At 71.6% G+C, this 15,309-nt stretch carries 13 protein-coding genes; 11 read left to right on the forward strand and 2 right to left on the reverse strand.

Annotated elements, in window-relative coordinates:
• Positions 1-37: 37 nt before the first annotated feature.
• From SROS_RS08570 to SROS_RS08585, 4 genes are all read left to right on the forward strand, one after another.
• A complete protein-coding gene (locus SROS_RS08570; RefSeq protein ID WP_012888514.1) occupies positions 38-1,201 on the forward strand; it encodes an allantoate amidohydrolase in 1,164 nt (387 codons plus the stop codon).
• Positions 1,189-2,547 (forward strand): formimidoylglutamate deiminase, encoded by a 1,359-nt coding sequence (locus tag SROS_RS08575; RefSeq protein ID WP_012888515.1) that lies wholly within the window; start codon positions 1,189-1,191, stop codon positions 2,545-2,547. The genes SROS_RS08570 and SROS_RS08575 overlap by 13 nt, the downstream gene beginning before the upstream one ends.
• A 32-nt stretch (positions 2,548-2,579) precedes the next feature.
• Positions 2,580-3,728 (forward strand): imidazolonepropionase, encoded by a 1,149-nt coding sequence (gene hutI, locus SROS_RS08580; protein ID WP_012888516.1) that lies wholly within the window; start codon positions 2,580-2,582, stop codon positions 3,726-3,728.
• 214 nt (positions 3,729-3,942) lie between these two features.
• Entirely contained in the window at positions 3,943-4,881 is a 939-nt protein-coding gene (locus SROS_RS08585; RefSeq protein ID WP_012888517.1) for a sigma-70 family RNA polymerase sigma factor, read from the forward strand.
• A gap of 19 nt (positions 4,882-4,900) precedes the next feature.
• Here the strand turns inward: SROS_RS08585 and SROS_RS08590 are convergent, their stop codons facing one another.
• On the reverse strand, positions 4,901-5,428 hold the full coding sequence (locus tag SROS_RS08590; RefSeq protein WP_012888518.1) for an RICIN domain-containing protein: 528 nt from the start codon (positions 5,426-5,428) through the stop codon (positions 4,901-4,903).
• 170 nt (positions 5,429-5,598) lie between these two features.
• Positions 5,599-6,528 (reverse strand): ABC transporter substrate-binding protein, encoded by a 930-nt coding sequence (locus SROS_RS08595; RefSeq protein ID WP_012888519.1) that lies wholly within the window; start codon positions 6,526-6,528, stop codon positions 5,599-5,601.
• Positions 6,529-6,791: 263 nt separating this feature from the next.
• Between SROS_RS08595 and SROS_RS08600 the strand changes: the two genes are divergently transcribed.
• The 7 genes from SROS_RS08600 to SROS_RS08630 all read left to right on the forward strand — a co-directional run bounded on the left by SROS_RS08600 (position 6,792) and on the right by SROS_RS08630 (position 15,168).
• Complete coding sequence (locus SROS_RS08600) at positions 6,792-8,111, forward strand: ammonium transporter (RefSeq protein ID WP_012888520.1); 1,320 nt, start codon at positions 6,792-6,794, stop codon at positions 8,109-8,111.
• Positions 8,108-8,446 carry a P-II family nitrogen regulator gene (locus SROS_RS08605; RefSeq protein WP_012888521.1) on the forward strand — a complete coding sequence of 113 codons (339 nt, stop codon included), beginning with the start codon at positions 8,108-8,110 and terminating at the stop codon, positions 8,444-8,446. The genes SROS_RS08600 and SROS_RS08605 overlap by 4 nt, the downstream gene beginning before the upstream one ends.
• A 3-nt stretch (positions 8,447-8,449) precedes the next feature.
• Positions 8,450-10,735: a [protein-PII] uridylyltransferase gene (locus SROS_RS08610; protein WP_012888522.1), complete on the forward strand. Its 2,286-nt coding sequence runs from the start codon at positions 8,450-8,452 to the stop codon at positions 10,733-10,735.
• A 221-nt stretch (positions 10,736-10,956) separates the two neighbouring features.
• A complete protein-coding gene (locus SROS_RS08615; RefSeq protein WP_043651605.1) occupies positions 10,957-13,791 on the forward strand; it encodes a sensor histidine kinase in 2,835 nt (944 codons plus the stop codon).
• Positions 13,788-14,210, forward strand: coding sequence for a roadblock/LC7 domain-containing protein (locus SROS_RS08620; protein WP_012888524.1), 423 nt, complete (start codon positions 13,788-13,790; stop codon positions 14,208-14,210). The genes SROS_RS08615 and SROS_RS08620 overlap by 4 nt, the downstream gene beginning before the upstream one ends.
• Positions 14,211-14,237: 27 nt before the next feature.
• Positions 14,238-14,600, forward strand: coding sequence for a DUF742 domain-containing protein (locus tag SROS_RS08625; protein ID WP_012888525.1), 363 nt, complete (start codon positions 14,238-14,240; stop codon positions 14,598-14,600).
• Positions 14,581-15,168, forward strand: coding sequence for a GTP-binding protein (locus SROS_RS08630; protein WP_012888526.1), 588 nt, complete (start codon positions 14,581-14,583; stop codon positions 15,166-15,168). Before SROS_RS08625 ends, SROS_RS08630 begins: the two co-directional genes overlap by 20 nt.
• The last annotated feature ends 141 nt before the right edge of the window (positions 15,169-15,309 follow it).

A 15,309-nucleotide genomic window follows, 5' to 3' on the forward strand; every position in this document is an offset into this window, starting at 1 on the left:
ATGACTCCATTCACATAATGGAGGGGTGTTCGACGAGATGTGGGGTGCCATCGCGCACCTCGGACGTGACGGCCGGACCCGGGGCTACCTGCGCGACGCGTGGTCGCCCGCCGATCTGGAGCTCCGTCAGTGGTTCCGCCAGGAGGCCGCCAGACGGGGCCTCGACCTGCGCGAAGACCGGAACGGCAACCTGTGGGCCTGGTGGGGCGACCCGTCGGACAGGCCGGGCGTCGTCACGGGCAGCCATCTGGACTCGGTACGGCAGGGCGGCGCCTTCGACGGCCCCCTCGGGGTCGTGTCCGCCTTCGCCGCCCTCGACGCGCTGCGGGCAAAGGGCTTCGAGCCTCCCCGCCCGCTGGGGGTGGCCTGTTTCACCGACGAGGAGGGCGCCAGGTTCGGGGTCCCCTGCATGGGCTCCCGGCTGCTCACCGGCGCGCTCGACCCCGACAGGGCCCGTGGCCTGACCGACGACGGGGGCGACTCGATGGCCGAGGTGCTGCGCCGGGCCGGACGCGACCCCGGTGAGCTGGGCCGCGACGACGAGACCCTCAAGCACGTCGGCGTCTTCGTGGAGCTCCACGTCGAGCAGGGCCAGGACCTGGTCCACCGGGACGCCCCGGTCGGCGTGGCCGCCGCCATCTGGCCGCACGGCCGCTGGCGGTTCGACTTCCGGGGCCAGGCCAACCACGCGGGCACCACCCGGCTGGAAGACCGCGACGACCCGATGCTGCCCTTCGCCCGGACCGTGCTGCACGCCCGCCAGGCCGCCGAGCGGGGCGGCGTGGTGGCCACCTTCGGCAGGCTCCGCGTGTCGCCCAACAACGCCAATGCCATCCCCGGCCTGGTCAGCGCCTGGCTGGACGCCCGGGGCGGCGACGAGCACGCGGTCCGGGCGCTGGTCGCAGAGCTGACCGAGTTCTCCGGGGCCGAGGTCAGCGCCGAGTCGTGGACCCCCGTCGTCGACTTCGACGAGGTTCTGCGGGAGCGGCTCGCAGCGGTCCTGGGAGGCGCGCCCGTCCTGCCGACGGGGGCCGGCCACGACGCCGGGATCCTGGCGTCCGCAGGTGTGCCCAGCGCGATGGTGTTCGTCCGCAATCCAACGGGAATCTCACACTCCCCGGACGAACACGCTGAGATGTCCGACTGCCACGCGGGGGTCGCCGCCCTCGCCACCGCCCTGGAGGAGCTGTGCCGGAGCTGAACTACTGGTGCGAGCTGGCCTGGTTACCGCCCGGAGAGGTCGTCGCGGGGGTGCTCGTCCGGGTCTCGGGCTCGCGCATCGCCGAGATAACCCCGGGCATGGCCGACCCTCCCGCCGGAGCCGTCCGGCTCGGCGGGCTGACCGTCCCCGGACTGGCCAACGCGCACTCCCACGCCTTCCACCGCGCCCTGCGCGGGGTGACGCAGCGGGAGAAGGGCAGCTTCTGGACCTGGCGCGAGCAGATGTACGGCGTGGCCGCCACGCTGGACCCCGACTCCTACCTCAGGCTGGCCAGAGCCACGTTCGCCGAGATGGCGCTGGCCGGGGTCACCAGCGTCGGGGAGTTCCACTACCTTCACCACGGCCCGGGAGGCCGGCCGTACGACGACCCGAACGTCATGGGGCACGCGCTCGTCCAGGCCGCGCGGGAGGCCGGCCTGCGCATCGCGCTGCTGGACGCCTGCTACCTGAGCGGCGGCTTCGGCACCCCGCTGGCCGGCACCCAGCTCCGCTTCGGCGACGGCGACGCCGACAGGTGGGCCGTGCGGGTCGAGGCCCTCGCGGCCGCCTACCGCGGCGCGCAGGACGTGGAGATCGGCGTGGCCGTCCACTCGGTCCGCGCGGTCCCCTCCGAGCAGATGCCGACGGTCAGCAGGTTCTCCCATCAGCACGCGCTCCCGATGCACGTCCACGTGTCCGAGCAGCGCGCCGAGAACGCCGCCTGCGTGGAGATGTACGCCGCCAGCCCGGTCCAGGTGCTGAGCGAGCACGACGTGCTCGGCCCCCGCTCCACCGCCGTGCACGCCACGCACGTGTCCGACGTGGACATCGCGCTGCTCGGCCAGTCGGGCACCCGCGTCTGCATGTGCCCGACGACCGAACGCGACCTGGCCGACGGCATCGGCCCGGCCAGGACGATGGCCGAGGCGGGCTCGCCGATCACGCTCGGCTCCGACAGCCACGCGGTCATCGACCTGTTCGAGGAGGCCCGCGCGGTCGAGCTGGACGAGCGGCTGGCCACCGAGCGGCGTGGCCACTGGACGGCCGCCGAGCTGCTCCAGGCCGCCACCGCGGCGGGGCACGCCTCCCTGGGTTTCCCCGACGCGGGCACTCTCGTGCCGGGCGCGTGGGCCGACCTGGTGTCGGTGCGCCTGGACTCGGTCCGTACGGCGGGCGCGTCCCGGAGCGGCGCCGCGGAGACGGTGGTCTTCGCCGCGACGGCCGCCGACGTGCACTCGGTGGTGTCGGGCGGACGCCATGTGGTCGCCGAGGGCCGGCACGTCCTGGGCGACGTGGGCGCGCTGCTCGGCGAGGCGATCGCCGAGGCGCGGGGGGAGAGCGCGTGAGCGCGGAGCGGACAGGAAGGGGTGAGGGACCGGTGAGCACGCTTCTCGACCGGATCGGACTGCTCTACACCGGTGATCCGGAGCGGGAGGAGATCGAGGACGCCGCCATCGTGGTCGAGGACGGCCGGGTGGTATGGACCGGGACCGCCGGTGCCGACCCCGGCGCCGACGAGCGCGTGGACGTGGGCGGGCGCTGCGTGATCCCCGGGTTCGTGGACAGCCACGCCCATCTGGTCTTCGCCGGCGACCGCACCGCGGAGTTCACCGCCCGCATGTCGGGGGAGCCCTACACCGCCGGCGGGATCCGCACCACGGTCGCGGCCACCCGCGCGGCCGGCGACGCCCTTCTCGCGGAGCGGACCGCCGCCCTGGTCACCGAGATGCTCGCCCAGGGGACCACCACCGTCGAGATCAAGAGCGGCTACGGCCTCACGGTCGAGGACGAGCGCCGGTCCCTGGAGATCGCCCGGCGGTTCACCCGGGAGACCACTTATCTGGGCGCGCACGTCGTCCCGCCGGACGCCCCCTCCGCCGACGACTACGTCCGCATGGTCACCGGGGAGATGCTGGAGGCCTGCGCGCCGTACGCCAGGTGGGTGGACGTGTTCTGCGAGCGCGGGGCGTTCGACGCCGACCAGACCAGGGAGATCCTGCTCGCCGGGACCAAGGCCGGGCTGCTGCCCCGGATCCACGCCAACCAGCTGGGCAACGGGCCGGGCGCGCAGATCGCCGCCGAGATGGGCGCCGCCTCCGCCGACCACTGCACCCACCTGACCGACGAGGACGTCTCCGCGCTGTCCTCGGCCGGAGTGGTGGCCACCCTGCTGCCCGGCGCGGAGTTCTCCACCCGCTCGCCGTACCCGGACGCGCGCCGGCTGCTGGACGCCGGGGTGACCGTCGCGCTGGCCACCGACTGCAACCCCGGCTCCTCCTTCACCTCGTCCATGCCGTTCTGCCTGGCGCTGGCCGTCCGGGAGATGCGGATGACACCGCTGGAGGCGGTCAGGGCCGCCACGTACGGCGGAGCCATGGCGTTGCGCCGCGACGACGTCGGCACGCTGAGGGTGGGGGCCCGCGCCGATCTGGTGATCCTGGACGCCCCGTCCTACGTCCATCTGGCTTACCGGCCGGGGGTACCGCTGGCGGCGCAGGTGTGGAAGGAGGGCCACCGCCTGGTTTGAAACCCCGCGAGCAGGGGCAGCCGCAATGCCTGTGACGTCACGTTCGAAGACATCCTCCTTAGGGAGGAAATTCAAAACCGTTCTCCGGGCGTACTTTTTTAGGGAATCTTTGCCCTGATCCGAGCGTTGATTAGGCAAGCGACATGTCCGCACGCGCGGGGCTTTGGGCGAGCGTGCGGGCATGCCATAAGCAGGCGGAGCGAGGTGCCATCGGATGGCAAGGCCGACGGGGAATCGGACGCAGGATCAGCACGTCTCGGATCGAGACCTGCTCGGGACCTACCTGGCTGAGATCGGGCGGGTCCCCCTGCTCACCGCGGAGGAGGAGGTCGAGCTCGCCAAGCGGATCGAGGCGGGTCTCTTCGCGGAGCAGTTGCTGGACGGTGGGCTGGCGGAGCCGCGGATCGCGGACGCCGCCGACGAGGAGCTCGAACGGCTTGCTGTTTCGGGGCAGCGGGCCAAGGATGAATTCATCCAGGCCAATCTACGTCTTGTGGTGGCGGTCGCGCGCAAATACTCCGGCAGGGGAATGCCGTTGATCGATCTGGTCCAGGAGGGAAACCTGGGCCTGGTGCGGGCGGTCGAGAAATTCGATTACCGGCGCGGCTACAAGTTCTCCACATATGCCACCTGGTGGATCCGCCAGTCCGTGGGGCGGGCGATCCACGAGCAGGCCCGGCCGGTCCGGCTGCCCACCCACGCCGGTGAGCAGATGACCCGGCTGATGCGGGTCCGGCGCGACATGCTGGCCGAGTTCGACCAGGAGCCGACGGACGCGGATCTGGCCGCGGTGCTGGAGCTGCCGATCGAGCGGGTCCGCGAGCTCCGCCGCTGGGCCTCCGACCCCGTCTCCCTCCAGCTCGGCGTGGGCGACGAGGACGAGACCGAGCTCGGCGACATGATCGCCGACGAGACGTGGGCCGATCCCGAGCAGCAGGCCATGGACATCCTGGAGCGCGAGCGCCTGGAGCAGTGGCTGACCGGGCTGGAGGGCCAGACCCGGGAGATGCTCCGCTGGCGCTACGGCCTGATGGACGGCCGCGAGCACACGCTGACCGAGGTCGGCGAGCGCTACGGCATCGGCCGTGACCGCGCCCGCCGCATCGAGCGGGACGCGCTGGCCCGGCTGCGGAAGATGGCCACGGCGGCCTGACCGGGCATCGGCCCGGGGCCTACCGCAGCACGCGGAATCCGAAACGCCGGTCGCCCTCGCCCGGGGCGCCGGCGTCGCCCTCACTGATCACCAGGCTGTTGCCCTCGCCCGCGTAGAGCTGCAGGTTGCGTCCCGGCAGGCCGGGGTGGTGGATGCTGTTGAAGCCGTCGGGGAGGCTGTTCCAGCTGACGCGGGTGGGGCTCGCCTCCCACATCTGGGCGGTGCGGCCGGCGTCGCAGGGCTTGATCTCCAGGATCCCGGGACCGTCCCAGACGTCCAGGCACCGCCCGTCGCCGGTGACGAGGTGCCGGGCGAGGGCGTCGTAATGCCACACGGTCGTGGGATCGCTGTCGCACGCCCGGTTCTTGGGAGTGATCAGCGGGGTGACCGGGCTGTCCTGGGACCAGCCCACGCAGCGGGTGGGGTCCGTCGACAGGAAGATCTGGAACTCCCCGGCGGGCAGGGCCCCGGCGTGGGCGGGGACGGCGGTCAGCAGAAGGCCGCCGGCGGCGGCGAGCGGCACGGCGGCACGCAGGAAACGGATCATCGCTCTTCCTGGTCGTCAGGGGCGCGGGCACGGACGGCGGTGTGGGAGGCCCACGCCGCCGTCACTCATCGTAGTGAGATGACTGCCTTTAGTGATGGTCGCCGCCGCGTGGCCGTCCGCGGTCTCCACGGCCGGTCCCCGCCCCCCGCGGCCCGGGACCGTGCCGGCCGTCACGGCGTGGCGAACTTCTCCAGGTCGTCGAGGATCTTCCCGGCGGCGGTGACGCCGATGCCGAGCATCCAGGTCTCGTCGTCCACGCCGTGGGCCTTGCCGTCCTTGACCACCGGCAGGTTCTTCCAGAGCGGGCCCCCGGTGACCGTGGCCTGGCTCTGCGCCGCCTGGTCGCCGTAGGCGCTGTAGAAGAGCACGTCGCCGTCCGCCTGGGAGAGGTTCTCCTGGCTCAGCTCGTCGAAGCGCCTGTCCTGGGCGTCCGCCAGCCGCTGGGGTTCGGGGCGGCCGAAACCGGCGTCGCCGACGACGATGCCGCTGAACGACTCGGGGCCGTACATCCGGATCTGGGTGGGCATGAAGCGCACGATGCTGACCTCGACCGCGTCGGAGCCGCCCAGTGACCCCGCCCGGGTCCGGTAGTCGGCGAGCAGCTTCTCCGCCTGCGCCTTCTTCCCCAGCGCGTCGGCGTCGAGCAGGAGGTTCTCCTTCCAGGTGATCCCGACCTTCTCGGTGAACACGGTGGGCGCGATCCGGCTGAGCTTGTCGTAGAACTGCTCCTGCCGGAACTTCGTGCCGAGGATCAGATCCGGCTTGAGCGCGGTGATGGCCTCAAGGTTGGGTGCCTGGAGGGTGCCGACCGGCTTGGTGGCGTCCAGTGCGGAGCCCAGGTATTTCGGCCAGGCCTGGTTTTCGGCTGCCTGTGCCGCGCCGACCGGCGTGAGGCCCAGCGAGGCCATGGTGTCGAGCTTGTCGGTGTCGAGAACGATGACCCGCTTGGGAGCTTCGGGCACCTTCGTCTCGCCCATCGCGTGCTTGATCGTGCGGGTTGGACCTGCGCCGGCCTGGTCACCGCCGGAGGAGCCGCAGGCCGCGAGGGCGACGGTGGACAGCAGTACGGCAGCCGCGGCCTTGGCCAGGCGGATGGTCATCGAATCCCCTTAGAGGTTTAGGTAAGGCATACCTAAGCATAGTTACGGTCAACTTCCGACCAGGAGCCACCCCGTCCGAAACACCCTCGAAACACCACGTGGCCGAGATTCACAGATGCGAAACACGCACGGTTGAGACCTGAAACGGCGGAAGAAGACGCTTTGGCGCAACGTCAGTGCGCGGCCGGTCGACGGAGCCCAGGAAGCGTTCACTGCGACCGTGAAATCGGCCATACGCCATTTGTAAGGGAGGGTCGCGTCGAATGAAGATCGATGGCGGCACCACTGCTTGGATGCTCACAGCCACCGCGCTGGTGTTGCTGATGACTCCTGGGCTCGCGTTCTTCTACGGGGGCATGACCAGGGCCAAGAGCGTTCTCAACATGATGATGATGTCGTGGGTCAGCATCATCGTCGTGACGATCACCTGGGTTCTCTACGGCCACTCACTGGCCTTCGACGCCGTCGGCGACGGCACGGGCATCGTCAACAAGTTCATCGGCGGTCTCGACAACCTCGGCCTGGCCGGGATGGTGGAGACCGCGACGAAGGATGACGGCACGGGCATGCCGAGCCTGGTCTTCTCCATGTTCCAGATGACCTTCGCGATCATCACAGTGGCCCTGATCAGTGGCGCGCTCGCCGACCGCGTCAAGTTCGGCGCCTGGGTGGTCTTCGGGATCGTCTGGGTGAGCCTCGTCTACTTCCCCGTGGCCCACTGGGTGTGGGGCGGTGGCTGGCTGAGCAGCCTCGGCATCGAGGACTTCGCCGGAGGCACGGTCGTCCACATCAACGCCGGCGCCGCCGCCCTGGCGGTCGCGCTCGTGATCGGCAAGCGTGTCGGCTGGGGCAAGGACCCGATGCGCCCCCACAACCTCACGCTCGTTCTGCTGGGTGCCGGCCTGCTGTGGTTCGGCTGGTTCGGTTTCAACGCCGGCTCCGAGCTCGCCGTGGACGGGACGACCGGCCTGGCGTTCATCAACACCCAGATCGCCACCGCGGTCGCCGCCGGTGCCTGGCTCCTGGTGGAGAAGCTCCGTGACGGCCACTCCACCAGCCTCGGCGTGGCCTCGGGCGCCGTCGCCGGTCTGGTCGCCATCACCCCGGCCTGCGGCTTCGTCGACCCCTGGGCGGCGTTCGTCATCGGCGCGATCGCCGGTGTCGTCTGCGCCTACGCGGTCGGCCTGAAGTACAAGCTCGGTTACGACGACTCCCTCGACGTTGTCGGCGTCCACCTGGTCGGCGGTGTCGTCGGCGCCGTGGCGCTCGGTTTCGTCGCGGCCTACCCGTTCGCCGACGGCCAGGAGAAGGGGATCCTCCTCGGGGGGCCGCTCTCCCAGCTCGGCGTGCAGGTGCTGGGGCCGGTCGCGGTCGGCCTCTACTCCTTCGTCGTGTCGTGGATCATCGCCAAGGTCATCGACAAGACAATGGGCTTCAGGATCGGAGCCGAGGAAGAGATCACCGGCATCGACATCACCTCCCACGCCGAGACCGGTTACGACCTCGGCACCATCCACTCCTCGGGCGTGGCCGCCGTCAACGGTACGGCCGCCGTCCCGGCGTCCAAGAAGGTCGGCGCATGAGACTCATCACCGCGGTCATCAAGCCCTTCAAGCTCGATGACGTGAAGGCAGCCCTGGAGCAGTTCGGCGTCAAGGGCATGACGGTCAGCGAGGCCAGCGGGTACGGCCGCCAGCGCGGTCACACCGAGGTCTACCGGGGCGCCGAGTACCAGGTGGACCTGGTGCCCAAGGTCCGGCTGGAGGTGCTCGCCGAGGAGGACGACGCCGAGGACGTCATCGACGTCATCGTCAAGGCCGCGCAGACCGGCAAGATCGGCGACGGCAAGGTCTGGTCCGTTCCGGTGGACACGGTCGTCCGGGTCCGCACCGGAGAGCGCGGACCCGAGGCGCTCTGACCGGTGAGAGGCGACACGCGCTCGTACGCCGCGGCCCGCAAGGAACGGGCCGCGGACATCGACCGGTGGCTGACGGACCTGCTCCGGACCGCCTGCGGCACGCCGTACGGGCGCACGGGGAAGAACGGGGAGCACAGGACCGCCGACGAGCGTGGCGCCCTCAGCGGTGTCGCGCTCGTCGCGGTGGGGAGCCTGGGCCGCGCGGAGCTGGCCCCGGGCAGCGATCTGGACCTGGTCCTGCTGCACAACGGCCGGGACGACGTGGCGCGCATCGCCGACCGCGTCTGGTACCCCGTCTGGGACTCCGGCGTCGGCCTCGACCACTCGGTGCGGACCGTGGAAGAGGCCGCCACGGTCGCGAGGGACGATCTCAAGGCGGTGCTCGGGCTGATCCAGGCCCGGCACGTGGCGGGCGACCCCGAGCTGACCCGCGCGGCGCGCGAGAGCGTGCTCTCCGAATGGCGGGCCGACTCCAGGCGCCGCCTGGGCGAGCTGCGCGACGCCACCGACAAGCGCGCCGAGGCGAGCGGCGAGCTGGCCTTCCTGCTCGAACCCGACCTCAGGGACTCACGCGGCGGGATCCGCGACGTGCAGGCGATGCAGGCCGTGGCCGCCGCCTGGGTCGCCTCGGCCCCGGGCCCCCGGGTCCGCGAGGCCTACGAACTCCTGCTCGACATACGGCACAGCCTGCACCTGGTGACCGCCCGGGGGGCCGACCGGCTGGTGCTCCAGGAGCAGGACGCGGTCGCCGGGACGCTGGGCCTGCTCGACGCCGAGGCGCTGATGCGCAGGCTCGCCGAGGCGGGCCGTACCGTCGCGCACGCCTTCGACGCCACCTGGCGCACCGTCGACCGGCTGCTGTCGGGCCCCGCCCCGAGGGGGCGCCGCCCGCTCGCCGACGGCGTCGTCGAGCACGGCGGCGAGGTCGTGCTCGCCCGCGGGGCCGACCCGCGCAAGGACCCCGTGCTCGTGCTCCGCGCCGCCGCGGCCGCCGCCGAGGCGGGGCTGCCCCTCGCGCCCGCCACCGTGAACGCGCTGGCCGCCCAGTCGCCGCCGCTCCCGGTCCCGTGGCCGGACGACGCCCGCGACGCGCTGGTCGCCCTGCTCGGCGCGGGACGCGCGGCGGTGCCGGTCTGGGAGGAGCTGGACCAGGCGGGGGTGCTGGTCCGGCTCCTGCCCGACTGGGAGCGGGTACGGCACCGCCCGCAGCGCAACCCCGTGCACCGCTACACCGTGGATCGGCACCTGATCGAGGCCGCCGCCGGAGCCGCCTCCTTCACCCGCGAGGTGTCCCGGCCCGACCTGCTCCTCATCTCCGCGCTCCTGCACGACATCGGCAAGGGCTGGCCCGGCGACCACTCCACCACCGGCGCGGTCGTGGCCCGCGACATCGGCACCCGGATCGGCCTGTCCCCGGCGGACGTGGACATCCTGGAGACCGTGGTCCGCCATCACCTGCTGCTGCCGGAGACGGCGACCCGCCGCGACCTGGACGACCCGGTGACGATCTCCCGGGTGGCCGAGGCCGTCGGCTCGCGTGAGGTCCTCGAACTGCTGGCGGCCCTCGCCGTGGCCGACGGCAACGCGACCGGGCCGGCCGCCTGGAACTCCTGGAAGGCCTCTCTGGTCACCGACCTCGTGCGCCGGGTGCGTTCGGTGCTGTCCGGCACCCCGCTGCCGCCCGCGCCGGCGCTCTCGGCGGCGCAGGCGTCCCTGGCCCGGCACGGCGGCGGCGCCATACGGGTCAACGGGGGAGCGGTCACCGTGGTCGCGCCCGACAGGGCGGGGCTGCTCTGGCGCGCGGCCGGGGTGCTCGCCGCCCACCGGATGGTGGTCCGCGCGGCCTCGGCCGCCTCGGCGGGGTCGACCGCCGTCATCGAGTTCGCGGTCGTGCCCGAGTACGGTTCGCCGCCCGATCCGGCGACGCTGGAGGCCGATCTGCGGCTGGTCCTGGCCGGCCGGCTCGACATCGAGCAACGCCTGGCCAGAAGGACCCGGTCGCTGCGCCCGGCCCGGGTGCCGGTGGCGCCACCGCGGGTCACCCTGGTGGACGACGCGTCCAACACGGCCACCGTCGTGGAGGTGCGCGCGCACGACCGCCCCGGCCTGTTGTGGCGGATCGGTAGAGCTTTTGGGGACTGTGGTCTTGACGTACGCGCCGCGCGTGTGGAGACTCTCGGCGCAGAGGCGGTGGACGTCTTCTACGTTGTCGACAGGGCTGGACGTCCTCTGACCGACGAGGCCCAGCGGGCACAGGTGCGGGACCAGGTGCTCGCCGCTCTGCGATAACCATCGACCATCGTTCTCTTGTCACCTTCGTAACGATTAAGTCCGGTTTGTCGGTTATGCCGATTATGTCCCGTGACCTTGTGGTCTGATGTTGGCCACTTATGTCGTGATGGTGAGGGGTAGCGAGAGCGGTGACGACGGCGACATCCGAGAGCGGCGGTGCTTCGGCACGCGACCGCGGCAAGCGGCCTGCCGCCCGGTTCGGCTTGCGGAACTGGCGTGTGCGGTCGCGCCTCACGGCTCTGATCCTGGTGCCGACCGCGGTGGGCGTCGTGCTCGCGGGCACCCGCGTGGTCGCCTCCGTCGACAGCGTGGCGGGCTACCAGCGGACCGCCTCGGCGGCCGACTACTCCGGAGACATCCGCGACCTGGCCCAGGCCCTCGGTTTGGAACGTGACCGGGGTGCGTGGTCCTCCTTCCAGGCGTCGAACAAGGGGCTGAAGGACAGCGCCGAGGCGCAGAAGAAGACGGTCGACGCGCTGATCGGCAAGGTCCGGCTCGACCTGCAGGCGATCGACGACTCCTACGGCGTCCGGGCGGCCGAGGCCGCCAGGGACGTGGGCTACCAGCTCTCCGGACTGAAGGAGCTCCGCCAGATACCGGGGACGAACCGTACGGAACGGTACGGCCTCATGATCGCCCCGCTGCTCCAGCTCCACGAGGAGCTCACGCTGGTCAGCGACGACCCGGAGATCATCGGCAACACCCGTGCGCTCAGCGCGCTGGCCTACGCCAAGGAGGAGGTCTCCAAGCAGCGGGCCCGCCTGCTGGCCGGCTACTACGCGCCCTCCCTGGTCAACGCCCAGGAGATCGAGAAGTTCATCGCCTCCCGGTCGCGCATGGAGGAGTACAAGGCGGACTTCGGCGTCGAGGCGAGCCCGGAGAACGGCCAGCTGCTCGTCAAGGCCATGATCGACGAGAAGGTGCACCGCGCCGAGCTGACCAAGTCCCGGGCGATCGTGTTGGCCAGCGACCCGCGGAACGAGGCGCGCCTGCTCTCCGACTTCGACGAGGTCAAGCAGTGGTTCTCGGACAACGGCGCGATCCTCGACCGGATGAGGAAGGTCGAGGTCAAGGTCGCCGGTGACGTGATCACCCGGGCCCGGGTGCTGGAGGAGACCGAGCAGCGCAACGCGATCATCGCGTCCGGGCTCATCCTGCTCCTGCTCCTGCTGGTCCTCGGTCTCACCGTCGTCATCGCCCGCTCGATGGTCCTGCCGCTGCGCCGCCTGCGCGCCGAGGCACTGGACGTCGCCGGATTCACCCTCCCCGAGGTCGTGCGCAGGCTCCGGGTCTCCGGAGACTCCCAGACCCCCGAGATCGCCTCCATCTCGGTCGACACCAAGGACGAGATCGGGGAGGTCGCCAAGGCCTTCGACGAGGTCCACCGGCAGGCCGTACGGCTGGCCGCCGAGGAGTCCGAGCTCCGCTCCAACATCAGCGCGATGTTCGTCAACCTGTCGCGCCGCACCCAGACCCTGGTCGAGCGGCAGATCTCGCTGATCGACGGCCTGGAGAAGGGCGAGGAGGACGGCGGCCGCCTGGCGGACCTGTTCAAGCTCGACCACCTCGCCACCCGCATGCGCCGCAACTCCGAGAACCTGCTGGTCCTCGCCGGTCACGAGCCCACCCGCAGGCGCAGCCAGCCGGCCAAGCTCGTCGACGTCGTGCGCGCCTCGCTGTCGGAGGTCGAGGACTACGAGCGGGTCCAGGTCAAGGTGCACCGCACGATCTCGGTCGCCGGGAGCGCCGCCAACGACATCGTCCACCTGGTCGCCGAGCTGGTGGAGAACGCCATCCAGTTCTCGCCCCGGGCCAGCCAGGTCGTGGTCTCCAGCAGCATGATCGAGGGCGGTGGCGCGCTGCTCGCGGTCAGCGACGCCGGCATCGGCATGACCACCGAGGAGCTGATCGAGACCAACCGGCGCCTGGCCGACCCGCCCGTCGTCGACGTCTCGGTGTCACGGCGGATGGGCCTGTTCGTGGTCGGCCGGCTGGCCCTGCGCCACGGCATCCGCGTCCAGCTCCGCCCGCAGGAGGTCGGCGGCCTCATCGCGATGGTCCTCTTCCCGCCGGAGCTGATCGTCGAGGCGATCCAGCCGCCGTCCATCACCCCGTCGTGGGGCGCCGAGTCGCGGGCCCAGCAGCCTTCCCCGGACCAGAACCCCTTCGGGCAGACGCCGTTCGGCCAGACCTCCTTCGGCCAGACGTCGTTCGGGCAGGCCTCGATCCCCCCGGCCTCCTCGTTCGGGCAGACCTCGTTCGGGCGCACTCCCGACCCGCAGGCCTTCCCGTCCGGCTCCACGTCGTTCCCCGGCGACCAGCCGCTCCCGGACCGCCGGCAGCCGCTCCCCGCGAGCCCGCCCGGCGCTCCGGCGTCGGCCGGCGACTTCCCCCTCCCCAAGCGCCCGGTCCCCGGGGCGAGCGGTGGCGGGAGCGTTCCAAGCCCGGGTTTCTCCCCCTGGGGACAGAACTCCCAGGACGACCCGGCGACCGCGTCGATGCCGGCCGTACGGGTCTCCCCGCTCGAATCCGAGCAGGAGGAGTTCCTGCCGATCTTCGCGTCCATCGAGTCGGCCTGGTTCCGCCGGGCCGAGGACACCGGCGAGCACGCCGTCGCCGCCGGGGAGGGGGAGAGCGCGCAGCGCGCGGGCTCCCCGCTGACCGACCCGTTGACCGACCCACTGGCCGGCCCGCCGGGCTCGGAGGCCGAGGAGGCCCCCACGCCCCCGGACGGCCTGCCGGTCCGTGAGCCGGTGGCGGCCCAGGAGGCGGGCGGCTGGCAGACCCCGGCCGACGCCGGGTGGCAGGCGGCCCAGGCGGCGAGCGATCCCACCCTCGGCGGGATCACCTCGGCGGGCCTGCCCAAGCGGACTCCCAAAGCCAACCTGGTGCCCGGCGCCGCGGCCAGCGTGCCGTCCACCCCGATGCCGTCTCTCTCGCCCGAACGGGTACGTAGCCGCTTGTCGAGTTTCCAGCAGGGTGTACGGCGGGGCCGTGCCGAACTGAACGAGGACACCGCCAGGAGCCTGGCGGATAGGGAGGAGGGCTCGTGACGACCCTGAGCCATGAGGCGCGTAGGTTCGACTGGCTGATCACCGAGTTCGTCCGCGGCACCCCCGGCGTCGCGCACGCGGTGTGCGTCTCGGCGGACGGATTGCGGATCGCCAGCTCGGAGGGGTTCCCGGACGACCGCGCGGACCAGCTCGCCGCCGTCGCCGCGGGCCTGCTCAGCCTGACCGTGGGCGCGTCCCGCGTGTTCGAGGGCGGGGCCGTCACCCAGACGGTGGTCGAGATGGAGCGCGGTCTGATGCTGGTCATGGCGATCAGCGACGGCTCCGTGCTCGCCGTACTGGCCTCTCCCGAGTGCGACATGGGGCTGGTGGCCTACCAGATGACCCTGCTCGTCGACCGGGCCGGCCAGGTGCTCACCCCGGCCCTCCGGGCCGAGCTGCAGTCCTCCAGGGGGCGGTAGTGGCCGAGCTCTTCACAGGAGAGGGACGTGCTCGGGAGTGACGGAACCGGGGACGAGGAGCCCCTGTTCCGTCCATACGCGGTCACCGGTGGCCGATCCGAGCCCCGCTATCACATGGCGATGGAGACGCTGGTCTCCTCCTCCTTCATCATGGAGGAGGAGCTGGCGCTGCTCACCCCCGAGCAGGACGCCATCATCAGGCTGTGCCGTTCGTTCCGGTCGGTCGCCGAGATCTCGGCGCTGCTGAGGGTCCCGCTCGGGGTGGCCCGTGTGCTGGTGGCGGACATGGCCGATGAGGGCCTCGTCCGTCTCCACCAGCCACGTCTCGAACAGGGACAACCGGACCTCAACATGCTTGAAAGGGTTCTCAGTGGACTTCGCAGGCTCTAACCATGGCGGCCTGACATCGACGAAGATCGTCGTGGCGGGCGGGTTCGGCGTCGGCAAGACCACGTTCGTGGGCGCCGTGTCGGAGATCCTCCCTCTGACCACGGAGGCGGTGATGACCGACGCCAGCGCCGGCATCGACGACCTCGGTCTCACGCCGAACAAGGCGACGACCACGGTCGCGATGGACTTCGGACGCCTCTCGCTGGACCGGGACCTGATCCTCTACCTGTTCGGCACGCCCGGCCAGCACCGGTTCTGGTTCATGTGGGACGACCTGGTCCGCGGCGCGCTCGGCGCGGTCGTCCTGATCGACACCCGGCGGCTGGCCGACGGCTTCCCGGCGATCGACTACTTCGAGGAGGCCAAGCTCCCCTTCGTGGTCGGCGTCAACGGCTGGGACGGGCAGTTCCAGCACACGGAGGAGGAGGTGCGGGAGGCCCTGGCCCTCGCCCCGCACGTTCCCATCGTGCGCACCGACGCCCGCTCCCGCGACTCCGTCAAGGGCACGCTCATCACGCTGGTCGAGCACGTCCTGCGGGTCCGCGCGGCCTACGGCATGCCGGCCTGAGCCCCTGCCCCCGGATCTCACCGGGACGGGGGCGCCCGGCTCCGGCACGCTCCTCGTGGCAGGAGCCGGTGCCGGTCATCCGGCCGTGGCACGTCCCTCGCGATGGTGGCCGGCGCCGTTCACCCGGCCGTCGCCGTGCCG

It is taken from the genome of Streptosporangium roseum DSM 43021 (genome assembly GCF_000024865.1).
GTDB classification, from domain to species: domain Bacteria; phylum Actinomycetota; class Actinomycetes; order Streptosporangiales; family Streptosporangiaceae; genus Streptosporangium; species Streptosporangium roseum.

Coding starts and splice junctions, on each gene's coding strand:
- SROS_RS08605 (WP_012888521.1), top strand. CDS start 8,108: ATGAGACTCATCACCGCGGTCATCAAGCCCTTCAAGCTCGATGACGTG.
- SROS_RS08600 (WP_012888520.1), top strand. CDS start 6,792: ATGAAGATCGATGGCGGCACCACTGCTTGGATGCTCACAGCCACCGCG.
- SROS_RS08570 (WP_012888514.1), top strand. CDS start 38: ATGTGGGGTGCCATCGCGCACCTCGGACGTGACGGCCGGACCCGGGGC.
- SROS_RS08590 (WP_012888518.1), bottom strand. CDS start 5,428: ATGATCCGTTTCCTGCGTGCCGCCGTGCCGCTCGCCGCCGCCGGCGGC.
- SROS_RS08585 (WP_012888517.1), top strand. CDS start 3,943: ATGGCAAGGCCGACGGGGAATCGGACGCAGGATCAGCACGTCTCGGAT.
- SROS_RS08595 (WP_012888519.1), bottom strand. CDS start 6,528: ATGACCATCCGCCTGGCCAAGGCCGCGGCTGCCGTACTGCTGTCCACC.